The sequence below is a fragment of the Nocardia sp. NPDC050408 genome, from assembly GCF_044458905.1.
Classification (GTDB): Bacteria; Actinomycetota; Actinomycetes; order Mycobacteriales; family Mycobacteriaceae; genus Nocardia.
Genome location: NZ_JBITIL010000033.1, coordinates 20,481 through 36,703 on the forward strand (window position 1 = coordinate 20,481; position 16,223 = coordinate 36,703).

At 66.5% G+C, this 16,223-nt stretch carries 4 protein-coding genes; all 4 read right to left on the minus strand.

Annotated features, from left to right (window positions below; translation table 11 throughout):
- Positions 1 to 8 precede the first annotated feature (8 nt).
- From ACIBJI_RS40685 to ACIBJI_RS40700, 4 genes are read right to left on the minus strand one after another with little or no spacing between them, the layout of a single operon-like run.
- A complete protein-coding gene (locus tag ACIBJI_RS40685; protein WP_396956525.1) occupies positions 9 to 671 on the minus strand; it encodes a glutathione S-transferase family protein in 663 nt (220 codons plus the stop codon).
- The gene (locus tag ACIBJI_RS40690; protein WP_397088447.1) at positions 671 to 3,658 is read right to left on the minus strand and encodes a type I polyketide synthase; all 2,988 of its coding nucleotides are present in this window, start codon (positions 3,656 to 3,658) and stop codon (positions 671 to 673) included. The genes ACIBJI_RS40685 and ACIBJI_RS40690 overlap by 1 nt, the downstream gene beginning before the upstream one ends.
- Positions 3,655 to 8,961, minus strand: coding sequence for a type I polyketide synthase (locus tag ACIBJI_RS40695; RefSeq protein WP_397088449.1), 5,307 nt, complete (start codon positions 8,959 to 8,961; stop codon positions 3,655 to 3,657). The genes ACIBJI_RS40690 and ACIBJI_RS40695 overlap by 4 nt, the downstream gene beginning before the upstream one ends.
- A complete protein-coding gene (locus ACIBJI_RS40700; RefSeq protein ID WP_397088451.1) occupies positions 8,954 to 15,535 on the minus strand; it encodes an acyltransferase domain-containing protein in 6,582 nt (2,193 codons plus the stop codon). The genes ACIBJI_RS40695 and ACIBJI_RS40700 overlap by 8 nt, the downstream gene beginning before the upstream one ends.
- Positions 15,536 to 16,223 lie beyond the last annotated feature (688 nt).

Sequence of the window (16,223 nt, forward strand, 5' to 3'; positions counted from 1 at the left end):
GAACCGGTTCACTCGGGCCGCTCCAGCACTTGTCCGACCCGGCGCCAGGTGGGCCTGTCACTGATCTCTCGCCACCAGCGCGCAAGGTTCGGTCGCGCGTCGATCAGGTCTACACCGTTGGAGGCGACGAGATACTGCAAGTAGGGCAGCCAGGTCACTTCGGCGAGCGAGAACTCGGGTCCGGCGAGGAATTGCTGCCTGGCCAGCGTGGCGTCCGCGACGTCGAACGCGGTTGCCAGCTCACCGCGCGCCGCAGCGATGGCGTTCCGATCTGGTGGTGGCGGAAGGAATTTCGCGCCCGGGCTGCGGCGGATGATCTCGTACACAGGGCCGGCGCGGACGAGGTCCCACACCGGTCCGCTGACGTAGCTCTGCTCGATGCTGATCCACTGTTCCATCAGCCCGCGCAGCCTGAGGTCGTCCGGTGTCAGTGCCGGGCCCGGCAACCGATGGTCCAGATAGCGGATGATAGCCCGCGATTCGTACAGCAGGAACCCATCGTCCTCCAGTACCGGAATCTCACCGAACGGCTGGAGTTTCCGGTGCTCCGGCGACTTGTCCTGCCCTTGGAGAACACTCACCTCGACCAGCTCGGCGTGCTGATTCTTCTCGGCCAGGACCATCAGTACCTTGTGGGTGCATGCGCTGGTGGCCGCCCCGTACACCTTCATTATGTTTCGTCCTTCGTGTACTCCGTGAGCACTTTCAACAGATACCGGGTGACCGCCCTCGGGGTCTGATGATCGAAGGCGAGCGTCGACGGCAGCGCGAGTCCGGTTCGCGCCGCGAGTTCGTGTCGCAGCTGCACGGCCATCAGGGAATCCATGCCGAGTGCCATGAACTTGCCGTCCACCGGGACGTCCGAGGGCGAAGGTAGCTGGAGTAAGGCCGCTGCGTCCCGGCGTACTGCTGCCTCGATCGCGGCCTCCCGATCGCCGTTCGGCAACCCGATCAGTTCGTCGACCCAGTGCGCCGGCACGACGGCCACCTGTTCGCTGGGCGGTGCCGGTGCGTCGAGCCAATGACGTTTGCGCTGCCATGGATAGCGCGGCAACGTCGCGACCCGGCGCCGATCCGGGTACAGGCGGGCGAAGTCCACTGGATAGCCCGCGGTGTAGAGCTCGGCAATCGAGTTGAGCAGGCTGCGTTGTTCCGGGCGCTCCCTACGCAACGTCGGGATTGCAGCTGCTGTGCCGAGACAGTTCGCGATATGGCCGGAGAGCACGGAATGCGGCGCTATCTCGAGGAAGATCTGCTGCCTATCGCGGGCTGCGGCGTGCACAGCGTCAGCGAATCGGACCGGCTGCCGGACGTTGTTCGCCCAATAGTCGCCGGTCAATTCGCTTCCGGCGATCCGGTCTCCGCCCACCGTGCTGTACATGGGGCACGTTGTGGGGCCGCACTCTACCGCGGCGAGTTCCTTCGCGAGCTTTGTGGCCATCGGGGCCATGGAAGGTGAGTGGAATGCGTAGCCGCCCGGCAACCAGCGGCAGTGGACGTCTCGCCGCTGGAGCGGGTTGAGCACGGTGTGCAACTCGTCCACCGAGCCGGATAGTACGACGGACCGGTCGTCGTTGATCGCTGCCACCACGACCGAAGTGTTCGATGCGGCAATAACGTTCGCGATCTCATCCGGCCCCAGCGCGACTGCAACCATCGCCCCCGAACCGTCGGCCGGCGCCATGAGGCGTCCTCTCGATACCACGATCCTGATGGCTTCCGCCAGGCTCAACGCACCCGCGACATGCGCGGCGGCGATCTCACCAACACTGTGCCCGATGACTGCGTCGGGCCGAATGCCCCACGACGCGAGCAGGGCCGACAGCGCAATCTGGCATGCGAACAGCGCGGGTTGGGCGATCTCCGTGCGGTGTAGCCTCGATTCGCCTTCTGGCGCAGCCAGTTCCGCGAGCAACGATAACGATGTGTGCTCCGCGACCAATCGGTCGCATTCTTCGAGTGCGGCGCGGAAGATCGGTTCACTGCCCTGCAGCTCGCGACCCATACCGATCCACTGCGCCCCCTGCCCGGAGAAGACGTAGGTGATCGTGGGTGCCGTGGCTCGCGCCCGCGTGGCACCGGCGCGCACGAATGCGTGTAGGTGCTCGGCCAGTTCGGCACCGGAGGTACCAACTACGGCGGTCCGCCATTCGTGATGATCACGCCGGGCTCCCGCGGTATAGGCGATATCGCACGGATCATCTTCCCGCTCGAGGACATTCGCGTGTGCGATAGCCAACTCGATCAGCGCGGTCGGGCTGCGCGCCGACAGCGGCAGCAGGACCGGTCCGCCCCGCGGCGGCAGCTGCTCGACCGTGGGCGCCTCGGCGACGACGACATGCGCGTTGGTGCCGCTCATACCGAACGAACTGACACCCGCGATCCGCGGCTTCTCGCCCTCCGGCCACGCGATGGTCTTCGTCGGGATGACGAAAGGTGTTCCGGTCAGGGAAATCCTCGGATTGAGCGTGCTGAAGTGCAGGTTGCGGGGGATTGCCGCGTACTGCAAGGCCAGTACCGCCTTGATCAGTCCGGCGATGCCCGCGGCGGCCTCGAGATGTCCGATGTTGGTCTTGACCGCACCCAGTACGCAACCGCCACTGTTGGCGTCCCCCTCCTCGAAAACCTCGGCCAGTGCCTCGATCTCGACCGGGTCTCCGAGTGCGGTGCCGGTTCCATGGGTCTCCACATACCCGATATCGACGGGGCGCACCTGGGCATCGGCGAACGCCTGGCGCAGTAGGTCCCGCTGCGCCAGTGGATTGGGTGCGGTCAGCCCGGCCGAGCGACCGTCGGAGTTCATTGCCGAACCCTGCAAGACTGCCAGTACTCGATCGCCGTCGGCCAGCGCATCGGAGAGCCTCTTCAGCACAACGATTCCGCAGCCCTCGCCGCGGACGAAACCGTTCGCACGGGCGTCGAAGCTACGGCACCGGCCATCCGGCGACAGCGCTTGTAGATCGCTGATCATCTCGGTCACCGCTTCGTCCAGAACGAGATTCACCCCACCGGCCAGGGCGAGGGAGCTTTCCCCGGTCCGCAGGCTCCGGATCGCAAGATGTACCGCGACCAGCGATGATGAGCACGCGGTGTCCACCGCGAGACTCGGCCCACGCAGCCCGAGCAGGTACGACAACCGACCCGCGCCGAAACTGTGGGCCGTTCCGGTGCCGGTATAGCCGCTCATTGCGCCGGACCGCGCGCTGAGCAGCAGGTAGTCATTGCTGCTCATCCCTACGAAGACGCCGGTTCGGCTGCCGGCCAGCCGCTCGGTCGCCACTCCGGCGTCTTCCAGCGCCTCCCAGGCGACCTCGAGCAGCAGCCGATGTTGTGGATCCAGCGCGTCGGCTTCCCGTGGGGAGATCCCGAAGAACGCCCCGTCGAATCCGTCCACCGAGGGCAGGAAAGCGCCGGTTGCTCCAGCGTCACCGGTGGCACGGTCGGGTCGTTGGGACACTGTGTCGACACCGTCGGAGAGCAGCGTCCAGAATGCTTCGGGGTCGTCGGCGCCACCCGGGAAACGGCAGCCCATGCCGATTACCGCAATAGCTTCGGTGTGCTGTCGCCGCAGCCGCACGACCTCGGCTTCCATCGTGCGCAGCGCGGAAGCGGCTTTCACGAGCTGTGTGCGATAACGTTGCTCGTCGGCGATGTTCACGTGAACTCCCCCTCTTCGAGCCGGTTTATCGAATCGTCGATCTGCGCCAGCAGATCGTCCATGTCCAGATCTCCGAGTTCATCTAGTTGGCCGGTGGTCGCCTGCGGCTCGGCCATGCCGAGCGCGTCGAGTAGCTGTCCGGTCAGCGCGAGCACTGTCGGCGCGCTGTACAGCAGCGTCGCCGACAGTCGTACGCCTAGTTCGGATTCGAGCCGATTCCGTAGTTCGAGCGCCATCAGCGAGTCGACGCCCATGGTGGTCAGCGGTGCTTTCCGGTCGATTTGAGCTGAGTCGAGGTGCAGGACCTGGCTGAGTTGTCCGGTCACGATGGTGTCGATCAAACTCGGGCGTTCGGCAGCGGCGGCCACGCGCAGCCGGTCCGCGAACTCGGTCGGCCGTCCGCTGGTGTTCCCGCGGTTGTCGTCGTCGAGTTCGGCGTACAGCGACGCACCGGCCAGAGACGGGTAGAACGCGAGCCATTGCCGCAGATCGAGATTCGCCGCCACGACCTGGCTGGCGCTGCCGCCCAGCAGGCGACCCAGGATGTCCACACCTTGCGCAGGGGTGATGGTGCCGACCCCCCGGTGCGCGAGTCGCTGCCCTTCCGACTCGCGCCTCGCCATGATTCCGTCCTGCGAGTACAGACCCCAGTCCACGCACAATGCCGTTCTGCCACTGCATTTCCGATGCCGCGCGAGCCCGCCCAGAAATGCGTTGGCGGCCGCGTAGCTCGCCTGTCCCGGTGAACCGAGCACAGCCGACGCTGAGGAGTACATGACGAAGAAGTCCAGCTCCCGGTCCCCGGTCAGTTCGTGCAGGTTCCACGCGCCGCGGACCTTGGGTGCCAGGACCCGATCGAATCGTTCGGCATCCAGTCCCAGAATGGTCCGATCGTCGAGCACCATGGCCGTGTGCAGCACTCCGCGCAGTGGTGGCATCCGGTCGTCGATATCGGCGAGCACCCTGGCGACGTCCGCGCGCTGGGCGACGTCCGCGCGCGCCACCACCACCTCGACACCATCGCGCCTGAGCTCGGCGATCCTCGCCTGTGCGTCCGGACCCGGTTCGTGCCGTCCGGCCAGCACGAGGTGCTGCGCCCCGCGGGTTGCCAGCCAGCGTGCCAGGCCGATACCGAGCCCGCCGAGCCCACCGCTGATCAGGTATGTCCCGCCGGTCAGCGCCGGCTCGGCATTCCCGTAGTCGAACCGGGTCCGTACCAGCCTGGCGAGCTTCCGCCCTTCCTCGCGCAGCGCGATTTCGTCTTCGCGATCTGATGCGACGAGTTCGGGAAGGAGTTCCGCGGCGCAACGAGTGAGCGTCCACTCCGAGTCGAGGTCCACCCGGGTGCATTCCAGTTCGGGATGCTCGACGCTCAATGTCCTTGCCAGTCCCCACAGCGGAGCTTGGGACACCGCAACCGGTTCGCCGCCTACCTGCTGCGCTCCTCGGGTGACCAGCCACAAGCGGGGATGGTCCCGCAGGCCCAGGCGAGCGAGCGCGCGGACCAGGCGCACCGTGCTGAGCCCGGTGGTGTGCTGATCCTTGGTCAGGGTATCGGCGGTGACGTATTCGGTGTCGGTGGTATTCAGGCTCCACAGGTGCACCACACCGGCACAGCCCGGTTCGCTCTGGGCGACGTTGTCCAGCAGTGCGTTCCAGGCTTCATCGTCGGCAACGTCGATGTCGTCCTTGCCGACCAGGACGCAGGTTCGGCCGCGTTGTTCGAGCAGTGCGGCCAGGGCGCTGCCGACACCGGCGGAATCGGCGAGCACCAGCCAGGTACCGGCAGCCCCGTCGCGCCGATCCGGCGCTACGAGACGTTCCCCCGCGGCCCAATCCACCCGGTAGAGCCAGTCTCGGTACGGATCCGGTTCGGCGAGCTCGGCCACCGTGAGCCCCTCGACCTCGATCAGCACGGTGCCGTCCTCGTCGAGCACCAGCAGATCACCACAGTGTTCGGTGGACCTTGCGCGCGCGTGTACCCACACCCGTCGACCGATCGGCCCGTGCACTCGAAGCCGCTCGATCCGCGCCGGAACGATTCCTCCGGTCGGCAGCCGGTCGAGCAGTACACCGCCGAGGACTTGGAAGCAGGCGTCCAGCAGGGCCGGGTGGCAGACGTACCCCGTTGACGACTCCGCAAGTTCGATCGCCGCGATGCTCTCACCCGCACCGGTCCAGATTCGTTGTACGCCACGAAAGGCCGGGCCGTAGTCGATGGTTCGCCCGGCATATCGCGCGTAGTGCTCGTCCGCAGTGACCTCGGTGCGACAGCGGTCCCGCACCGACGTCAGCGGCTCGGCCGTAGGTGGTCCGTCGTCGGCACGGCCGATCGTCCCATGTGCACAGCGCACCCACGGCTCGGAATTGTCTGCGCGGGCATATACCTGGAAGCCGTCGGCGTCCTCGATGAGTTGGAAGTGGCCGGAGCCGTCGCTGCCGAGAATTGTCATACGTTCGAATACGAGATCATTCAGAACCGATGATCGCCCGGAGGCGTACAGCGCCATCTCCACATAGCCCGACGCCGGGAACACGACCGCACCGTCGACGGTGTGGTCGGCCAGATAGGGCAGATGCAGTTCCCGCTCCCAGATCCGAGTCCCCGGCGAGGTCGCGAGGCTGACCGGCGCGCCGAGAAACGGGTGTCCGCGTTGCTCTGGGTGGACCGGAGTCCGGTCCACCCAGTAACGTTCGCGCCGCCACGGATAAGCGGGTAGCGGTACGCAGCGCCCGCCGCCGGGGTGCAGCGCGGGCCAGTCGACCCGGCTGCCCCGGACATACAGCGCGGCAAGCGATCCGAGGAATATCTCGCGTTCGTCGTGTCCGCGACGACCTGACGCGACGACCGTACCGCCGTCCTCTTCTATCGAAGTCAGTAGGATCGGGTGCGGACTCAACTCGACGAATACCGTCGGGCCCGCCGCAATCTGTTCGCGGACCGCCTCGGAGAACAGCACGGGTTCTCGTAGATTGCGGACCCAGTAGGCGGCATCCAGTTCGGCGCCGCCGCAGAAACTTCCGAGCACGGTGGACCACATCGGCACCGCGGCGGCCTTCGGTTCCAGTACACCCAGTTCACGGCCGAGCTCATCGGTGATTGCGTCGACTTGCGGGCTGTGCGCGGCGACCTCGACCTTGATTCGGCGGCAGAACACCCCGGCATCGGTCAGCTGGGCCACGATCTCGTCCAGCGCGTCCGGAGCACCAGACAGCACAGTCGAACGCGCACTGTTGCTCGCCGCGATCGACACCCGGTCCGCCCACTCCGAAAGCACCGCGTTCGCCTCCTCGAACGGCAGCTCCACCTGCGCCATCGCGCCGCGTCCGGTCAGTGTGCGCAGTAACCGGCTGCGGCGGACGATGATTCGCGCCGCGTCCGTCAGGGAGAGCGCGCCGGCCACGTGCGCGGCGGCCACCTCGCCCAAGCTGTGGCCGATGACCGCGTCGGGCTCGATGCCCTTCGATCGCCACAACGCTGCCAAGCCGACCTCCATCGCGAACAGCACAGGCTGGACGATGTCGATCCGGTTCAGCCGGGACTCGGACGGATCGGCGGTCAGTTCAGCAATGACCGACCATTGCGCTTCGTCGCGGATCGCGTCGTCGCACGCCTCGACAGCCGAGCGGAACACCGGCTCACTGTCGAACAGCGCGCGGCCCATACCGAGCCACTGCGAGCCCTGTCCGGGAAATACGAACACGGTCCGGTGCCGTTGGGCAGGTTCGGTACCCGACACCAGCTGCGGTTGTCCGTCTGCGGACACCACCAGTGCGGCACGGTGTTCGTGATGGTGTCTACGGACGGCCGCGGTGTAGGCGATATCGGCGATCTCGGCCTGCCTGTCGGCCAGCGTCGTCCGGAACGCTGCGACAAGTTCGATCAGCCCCTGTGCGTCGCGCGCGGAAATCGGTACCAGGGCGGACCCTGAGGTAGGCGCAGCTACGGGAGGTTCGACTCGCTCCGGCGGATCAGCGACGATGACGTGTGCGTTCGTCCCGCTGATACCGAACGAGCTGACTCCCGCCATCCGCGTCACACCGTCGCGTCTCGGCCACGGGACCGGTTCTCTCGGCAGCACCAGAGCGGTTCCGTCGAGGTCGATCCGGGGATTCAGCGTGTGCAAATGCAGGTTCGCCGGAATACGCTCCCAGCGCAACGCGAGCACGGCCTTGATCAACCCGATCACCCCGGCAGCCGCCTCGAGATGACCGATGTTGGTCTTCACCGCACCGAGCACGCAGTGTGAGCCGTCCTCCCTCGGCTTTCCGATCACATCGATGAGCGCATCCACTTCGATCGGATCACCCAGGGGCGTTCCGGTGCCGTGTGTTTCGACATAGCCGATATCCGCCGCGTCGGCGCGCGCGTTGCGCAATGCCTGACGTAGCAACGCTTTCTGCGCGGACACGTTCGGCGCGGTCAGCCCGGATGAACGGCCGTCGGAGTTCACCGCGGACCCACGGATCACGGCGAGCACCGGATCGCCATCTGCCACCGCGACGGACAGACGTTTGAGGACCAGCATCCCGCATCCCTCACCGCGGACGTAGCCATCGGCCAACGCGTCGAAGGTCTTGCACCGCCCGTCGCCGGACAGTGCGCGAGAGCTGGCCATCATGTCGGTCATGTCTCTGGCCAGCATCACGTTGACACCACCGGCCAGCGCCATCGTGCTCTCGCCGGATCGCAGGCTCTGCACCGCGAGATGCACCGCGACCAGCGACGACGAACACGCCGTGTCCACCACCATGCTCGGCCCCTGCAACCCGAGCACATACGACAGCCGTCCGGCGGGGAACGAGTGCCCGTTGCCGGTCACGGTGTAGATATCGCGCTTGCCGACGCTGAGCCGGTCGTAATCGGTGACGACGACGCCGGCGAACACACCGGTTCGCGAGCCGTTCAACTGCTCCGGCAGGGCCCGTCCCGCCTGTTCCAACGCCTCCCAGGTCACTTCCAGCAGCAGGCGTTGCTGGGGGTCCATCGCCTCGGCTTCACGAGGCGATATACCGAAGAAGGCCGGGTCGAATCGGTCCACACCGGACAGGAAGCCGCCCCAGCGGCTCGCGGTGGCGCCGTCGTCGGCTGCCCACCGGTCCGGGGGCACGTCGCTGATCGCGTCGACGCCACCGTCGATCAGCCGCCAGAACTCGTCCGGGCTGGTGCCGCCGCCGGGCACCCGGCAACTCATGCCGATGACGGCGATCGGCTCGGTCTTCGCCAGCAGTTCGCGGTCCAACCGTGCCTGCAGCGTTCGGATTGCCGTCAGAGCCTGCTTCACCGACGCCTGCTCAGTCATTGCCCAGTTCCTGTTCGACCAGCCGGATACTGTCCAGCAGCATGGCCTCGGCTTCGGCATCCGAGAGTAGATCGAGGTCCGTCATCAGGGATGGCTCGTCCTCCGATTCCGAATCCGGTTGCCGCGCCGAGGGTTGCGTCACCGCAAGTTCATCCGCGATGAACTCCGCGAGCGCGGCCACGGTGGAATAGGTGAACAGCAGCGCGACCGACAACCGGATGCCGAGCGTGGACTCCAGCCGGTTGCGTAGCTCCACCGCCATGATCGACCCCATGCCCATGCCCTGGAACGTCGCCCTCCGGCTCAGGTTCACTGGATCTCGTTGCAGCGTCAGGGAAAGCTGGTGCGTCAGGTGCTCCTCGAGCAGCGCGCCTCGTTCGGAGACACTGGCCGCGGCCAGCCTGGCGGCGAATGCGGTAGGTCTATCGGGGGCCCTGGTTTCGACCGCATCGAAAAAGGGCGCGCCGGCCGCTCCGGGGTACGACTCGAACCAGTGTCGGAGGTTCGGATCCATGACTGCGAGCCGACCGAGATTCGAGCCGATACCACGATCCAACGCCCGCGTGAGACTCCTCGCGGGCGCTTCGGCGATGCCTTGTGCCGCTGTGTCTGCCCGCGCGACATGCAAGCTCAGTGCGGGCAGGCCCAGGGCACGGCGGTGGTGGGCGATGGCATCCAGCCGAGCACTGTCCGGTGCGTCACCCGGGCGACCGAACAATGCGGCGACCGAGGAGCAGAGGATAAAGAAATCGAGCCTGCGATCGAGTGTGTGCTGGTGCCACCGCCATGCGCTGTCACCATTCCCCGTGTGGATCAGCCCGCGCAATGGGCCTGCGGCGGTTTCGATCTCGGCGATCAGGGAGCTCATCTCATGATCGCCGGTATCGTATGTGTCGACGGTCAGCACCCGGGCCCCCGGGACGTCGATCGGCACGATGGCAGCGGCCCGGCCCAAGATCACGATGTTGCGCGCGCCGCAGTCGATCATCCACCGGGCATACGGCTCGGCTGATGCCGTGTCCCCGCAGACAATCAGATATGTGCCGTCTGACTGCAACTGCGCCGCCTGCTCAGCGGCCGCGGGCACCCGAACCAGCCTGGCGACGAACCGGCCGTGGGGACGCAGGGCCACATCGGTATCCCGGTCGTCGCTGAGCAATTCTGTTGCCAGTGTGGCCACTTCATCGGGCGTCGGCCGCGCCGTGAGGTCCACTCGCGTGACGGACAGCGTCGGACAGTCGAGCCCTATCGCCCTGCCGAGTCCCCACAGGGACGCTTGGTCGACGCTGACCGGAGTGGTATCCGCGCCGACTGCCTGTGCGGCACGGGTCAGCAGCCACAGTCGTGGCCGATCCCGCCATCCCATTCCGGTCAAAGCCTCGGCCAGCGCACTCGCGCTGGAGGCGCCGAGACTGCCGATGTGCACCACCCCGGCAGGTGGTTGTCCGGGAAGAACGGTGCGCAGCGACTCGGTCGTGGCAGAGCTGAGTGCCCGGTCGGTCTTCAGATCGCAGGGAATGTTTCGCGCACGTAACGCGTCGGCGAGTTCGGTGCCGAGGGCGTCCTCACCCGCGAACACGATCCACGGCCCGATCCGCTCTCGCAATGATTCTCGGTGCGGGGCTTCGCGCCATTCCACGGTGTAGAGGCAATCGGCAGCCGGATCCGGATCGGTGGGCGCGAGCGAGCTCAGACGCACGCCCTCGACTTCCACCAGCACCCGGCCGTCGTCGTCGAGCAGGTAGAGGTCACCACCCGGACCGGCCGATCGGGCGTGCGCCCAGACCGGGCCGGTCGGCGCCCGATACACCCGCAACCGGCCGATCTCGGTCACCACATAACTGCCTGACGAACCGTTGCACAGGGCGATCAGCGCCTGCAGACCAGCATCGAGCACCGCGGGATGGACGCGGTAATCGGCACGGCGAGACGGTGTCGGCGGGATGACTCTCGCCAGCACCTCGTCCTGGCCGAACCACAACTCGCAGACCCCACGCAGGTGCTCGCCGATATCCAGTCCCGCCCTGGCCAGTGCCCGATAGTGCTCGGCGCCGTCCCGGCGCGTCGTGCAGCGCTTCCGGATCGAAGCCGGCTGTTCGTGCACGTGCGGCGTACCAGTGTCTGGGCCGACGGTGGCCAGCGCATGCCGCACCCAGTCCGGACCACGGCGGCTGAACATCTGGAAGAGTTCGTCCCGGGTGCTGATCACCGTCTGGGTCGTGGGCGACACCGCGGCGGTCAGCTCCAGCAAGCGTTCGAACGTCAGCCGAGTAACGGCGATATCCGTGGTCTCATAGGCCTCCGCGGCCGCAGCCAACGCCATTTCGGCGAAGGTGGCCGCGGAAAGCACAACGCTCCCGCCCACCGTGAGGCCGGCCAGATACGGCAGGTGTGCCGGGTCCAGAGCGCGGTGCCAGTACCGGGTTCCGTGCTCGACCGCCGAGACCAGACCGGGACCCAGCAGCGGGTGACCTTCGGCAGTGCGGGACAGGACAGCGCGCCGGTCCGCCGCGAGCCAGTACCGCTTTCGCTGCCACGGATACGCGGGCAGCGACACGACTCGACCGGTACCCAGGAGCTGATCGAAGTCCGGCGCGCAACCGGCCGCATACAGCGCGCCGGCGGCGCGCCGCAGCGACGACAGGTCGTCCTCGTCCCTGCGCAATGAACCGAAGACGTAACCATCGATGCCGCGGGCGGCAAAACATCGCTGGATATTTTCCATCAGGACCGGATGCGGGCCGACCTCCAGGAAAACTCGGTACCCGTCGGAGATCGCCGCGTCCACCGCATCCGCAAACCGTACGGTTTGCCGGACGTTTCGCCTCCAGTAGTCCGAGTCGAATCGCTGATCGGCAGCGAGCTTCCCGGAAACTGTGCTGTAGACGGGCAACCGGTTCGACTCGGGCGCAAGTGTGCCGAGTGCCTGGGACAAGTCATCCGCAGCCGGATCCATCTGCGCGCTGTGGAAGGCGTAACCGACCCGGAGTTCACGGAAAGCGACGCCGTCGCGACGCAGCCGTCCGAGCAAGTCCGCCAGTGCGGAGTCACTGCCCGAGACGACCGTCGAATACGGATCGTTGACCGCTGCGATCGCCACTTCCCCCCGGTATTCCCGCAGCATGCCGCGCAACCGCTCGGCAGGCAGTTCGACCGATGCCATGCCGCCCTCCCCGGGCACCACCGCGGCGTGCATCGACCGGCTGCGGTGGTATACCACCTCGACCGATTCGGCGAGAGACAGTGCCCCGGCCACATACGCTGCGGTGACCTCGCCGACACTGTGGCCGATAACAGCGTCCGGCACGAGTCCCCATGCCTGCCACAGCCGAATGACCCCCACCTGGATTGCGAACAGCGCGGGTTGCGCGACCGCGGTGAGGTGCAGGCGGCTGTGTTCCGGCGATGCGGTGAGCTCGTCGGTCAGCGACCAACGGGTCAGTGGCCGTAGCAATTCGTCGCATTCCTCGACGGCGGCGCGGAAGACCGGTTCGGTCAACAGGTTTCGGCCCATTCCGATCCATTGCGAACCCTGACCGGAGCACACGAACACCGTCCGGCGCCGCTCGCCATGCTCCACGGTGCCCATCCACGTGTTGCTCGGCATGCTGCCCCCGACTGTGGCGCGCAAGGAGTCGGCCAGCTCATTCGGCGACGAACCCGTCACAGCGAGGCGGTGTTCGTGATGGTCCCGCCGGGCGGCCGCCGTATAACACAGGTCATCCAGGGCGGTTCCATCATCGCTGATGAGCTTGCGCGCCACGTCGTTCGCCGATGCGAACAGGGATTCACGCGATCGAGCGGAAAGCACCAGCAACTCCGTCCGGCCGTGGTCCGGCACGGAGGGCCGGACGGCGCCTCGGACGTAGAGCGCACCGAGCGAATCGATCAGCGTCGAGCAGTCGCGGTCGCCTCGTCGCAATGTCGGCAGCGCCCGGCCACCGTTCTGCTCGACCACCGGGGCGAGAATCGGATGTGGGTCGACGTCGATGAAGATGTGACTGTCGTCGGCAAGCAAGCATTCCATCGTGTTTCGGAATCGCCACGGCTCGCGTTCGGTGCGCACCCAGTGCTCGGCGACCAGCTGCGTGCCCTCCATCCGCTCACCGGTGACCGAGGAATAGAACGGTATTCGGGTCTCGCCCGGCCGCACATTCGCGAGCGCGTCGCGCAAACCGGGCAGTATCGGATCCACATAGGGACTGTGCGAGGCGTAGTCGACCCTGATCAGAGCCGACCCGATCGATCGCCCAGCGAGTTCGTGCCGCATTGCCTCGATGGTCTCTCGGTTACCCGAGACCACAGTGGATTCCGGTCCGGCCTCGCCTGCGACCCACACCCGGCCCGTGTGTCGGGACAGCAGTTCGTTCGTGTCCGCAACGGACAGATCTAGTAGGGCCATAGCGCCGTGACCGGAGAGGTTGCCCGCCAACGTGGCGCGCCGACACATGATCAACACAGCGTCGTCGAGGCTGAGCGCACCGGCGACGTGCGCGGCGGCCACCTCACCCATGCTCATCCCGGCGACGGCATCGGGCTCGACTCCCTTTGATCGCCACAGCTCGGTCAGCGCGACCTGCATCGCGAAAATTGCAGGTTGGGCGAGCTCAGTGCGCTCGATCCAGCTCTGGTCGGCCGAGGTCAGCAACTGAGTGAGGGACCAGTCGACGTGCCGGCGCAGCGCGGTCTCACACCGGTTGATCGCTGACCGGAATGTGGGCTCAGGTAGCAGCCACGCGCCCATTCCGGTCCACTGTGATCCCTGCCCGCCGAACAGGAATGTGATTCTCGGCGGGTCTTTTTCGACTGTTCCCGTGCTGATTCCGGCTCCGGTGTAGCCGCTGTAGAACTTCTCGCTGGCAGCCGCGAGATCATCGGGGTCGCGCACCGACAGCGCGAGCCGGTGCGAGCCTTCCGCCTTCGCCGAGGGGGAAGCACACAGCCGGGCCAGCGATGCCCGGTCCCGAACGGTCGCCAGGTCACGCACGGCGACACGAAGGCCGTCCTCGCTGTCCGCGGCGAGCGGCAGTAGGTGGATCGGAGCGTTTTCGCCGCTTTCGAGGATCACGTGACAGTTCGTCCCGCCGAACCCGAATGCGCTCACCCCAGCGAGGAGGCGGCCTCCGGCGTCGCCTCGCCACTTCTCCGACCGCGAAAGTATCCGCAAGCCCCATTCCTCGAAGGGGATGTGCGGACTGGCTTGCGCGAACTGGCCGGAGGGCGGCAGCGTGCGATGCCGCATCGCGAGCAGCACCTTGATCAGCCCGGCGATCCCGGCCGCCGGTTCGAGATGCCCGATCGCGCTCTTGACCGACCCGATCGGCAGCAGCCGGTCAGGCGCCCGCTCCGCACCGAGCACAGTGGCCAGCGCGCTCGCCTCGATCGGATCACCGAGCGCCGTTCCCGTCCCGTGCGCTTCAACGTACCCGACCTCGGACGGCGCAACGCCCGCTCGCCGATACGCGCTGCGCAGCAAGGACTCCTGGGCCAGCAAGCTCGGCGCGGTCAGGCCATTGGTGAACCCATCGTGATTTACTGCGCTGCCCTTGATGACACCGTGAATCGGATTGCCGTCGGCCAACGCCCGGTCCAATGGCTTCAGCACGATCATCCCGGCGCCCTCGCCACGGCCGTACCCATCGGCGCGCGCATCGAACGCCTTGGAACGCCCGTCCGGTGCCAGCGCCCCGAGCCGTGCCAGCGCATGCACCGTATCCTGCGCCAGCATCAGACTCACACCACCGGCCAGCGCAATGTCACACTCGCCCGCCCGCAGGCTCTGCGCCGCGAGGTGCACGGCGACCAGTGACGATGAGCACGCGGTGTTCACCAGCAGGCTCGGTCCGCGTGCACCCAGCGTGTACGACAATCGGGCGGGAATGATGCTCGGATCGCCTCCGGCCAACGTGTGTTCGGTGACCAGATCCGGGTCGGCGCGAATTCCCGCCCCGTACTCGCCCCACATCGCGCCGACGAACACACCGGTCGCGCTGCCGCCGAGACCGCCTACCGGAATACCCGCGTCATCAAGGGCTTCCTGCATCAATTCGAGCATCAACCTTTGCTGCGGATCGACGTGTGGAGCCTCGCGCGCAGAGATGCCGAAGAACTCGGGATCGAACTTGTCTATCCCATCGATGAACCCGCCGCGTGGGGGACTGTCCTCGGCCCACCGCCCGTCCGGAGGTTCGGTGAGCGCGTCCGAACCGGTGCTGAGCAGTCGCCAGTACGCCGCCGCGTCCGGAGCTCCGGGGAAGCGGCAGGCGAGACCGACGATAGCGATCGGCTGTGGCTCCGAACCCGGTGCCTCATACTGTTGCAGTGGCTCCGACCTGGTCCCGATCAGCCAGCGTGCCAATGCAATCGGTGTTGGATGCGCCCACATTTGGGTCGGCGACACCGGTTGGCCGGTTGCCGCACTCAGCTCACCCGCAAGCATGGTCAAAGTCCGCGAATCGAGCCCGTAGCGGGTGAACGGCTCGCGTCCGTCGATCGCGGCGGGGTTCACCTGGCTCAGCTCGCCCATTCTGGCAATGAGCCAATCCCGCACGTCCTCCATAGACCGGGACCGCATAGGCCGCCCACCTCCAACACGCAAAATCCTCATCATTGCGTGGCCGTGTGCTGCGCCGTCGGCACGCGCACGGATCATACCGTGGGTATATACCGAACAGTCTTCTTTGCGGTTGCTCCCCCTGACCGCCCAGGTGTCGAAGCGTCCGCAACGTTCAGCGCGGATTCATATGACAACCCTCGAAGCCGTGACAGGTGACGTATTGCCTCTGCCCGCGCGGTTTCCGGCAGTGAGAAACCAGTGAAGACAACATCGGCGTTCTGGGGCAACACTTCTCGACCTGCTAGTGGATGCGAGCGATTGCGGCTCGGCAACGGCATCCATTACTCGACCACTGATCGAATCCGGCGTCCGCGCTACCGCCGCGGCCGACTCGGTGATGCGAAATATGTTGCGGCGCAACATATCTGATATCTGCTGACACCCTTGCTGGCGACTTCGAGACACGTGGACCACGGCTTGGTCACTGGCAGATCGAATGGTGCACCAAGCCGCCATCGCAGCCTCGATTGCCATCGGCTGCGGCTATTGCCTTGCAACGGTGAGCATCTCAGTGCCATGAATAGGGTTGCTGGCGGCGTGCGTGCTGGCCGGGATCGACTTCGAGCCGGCGAACCTTTCGACCTGCACCCCGCGCCCACGATCGCTTCACATGGCGCTGAGCGCCCTTGCAGATAGAGCATTCTCA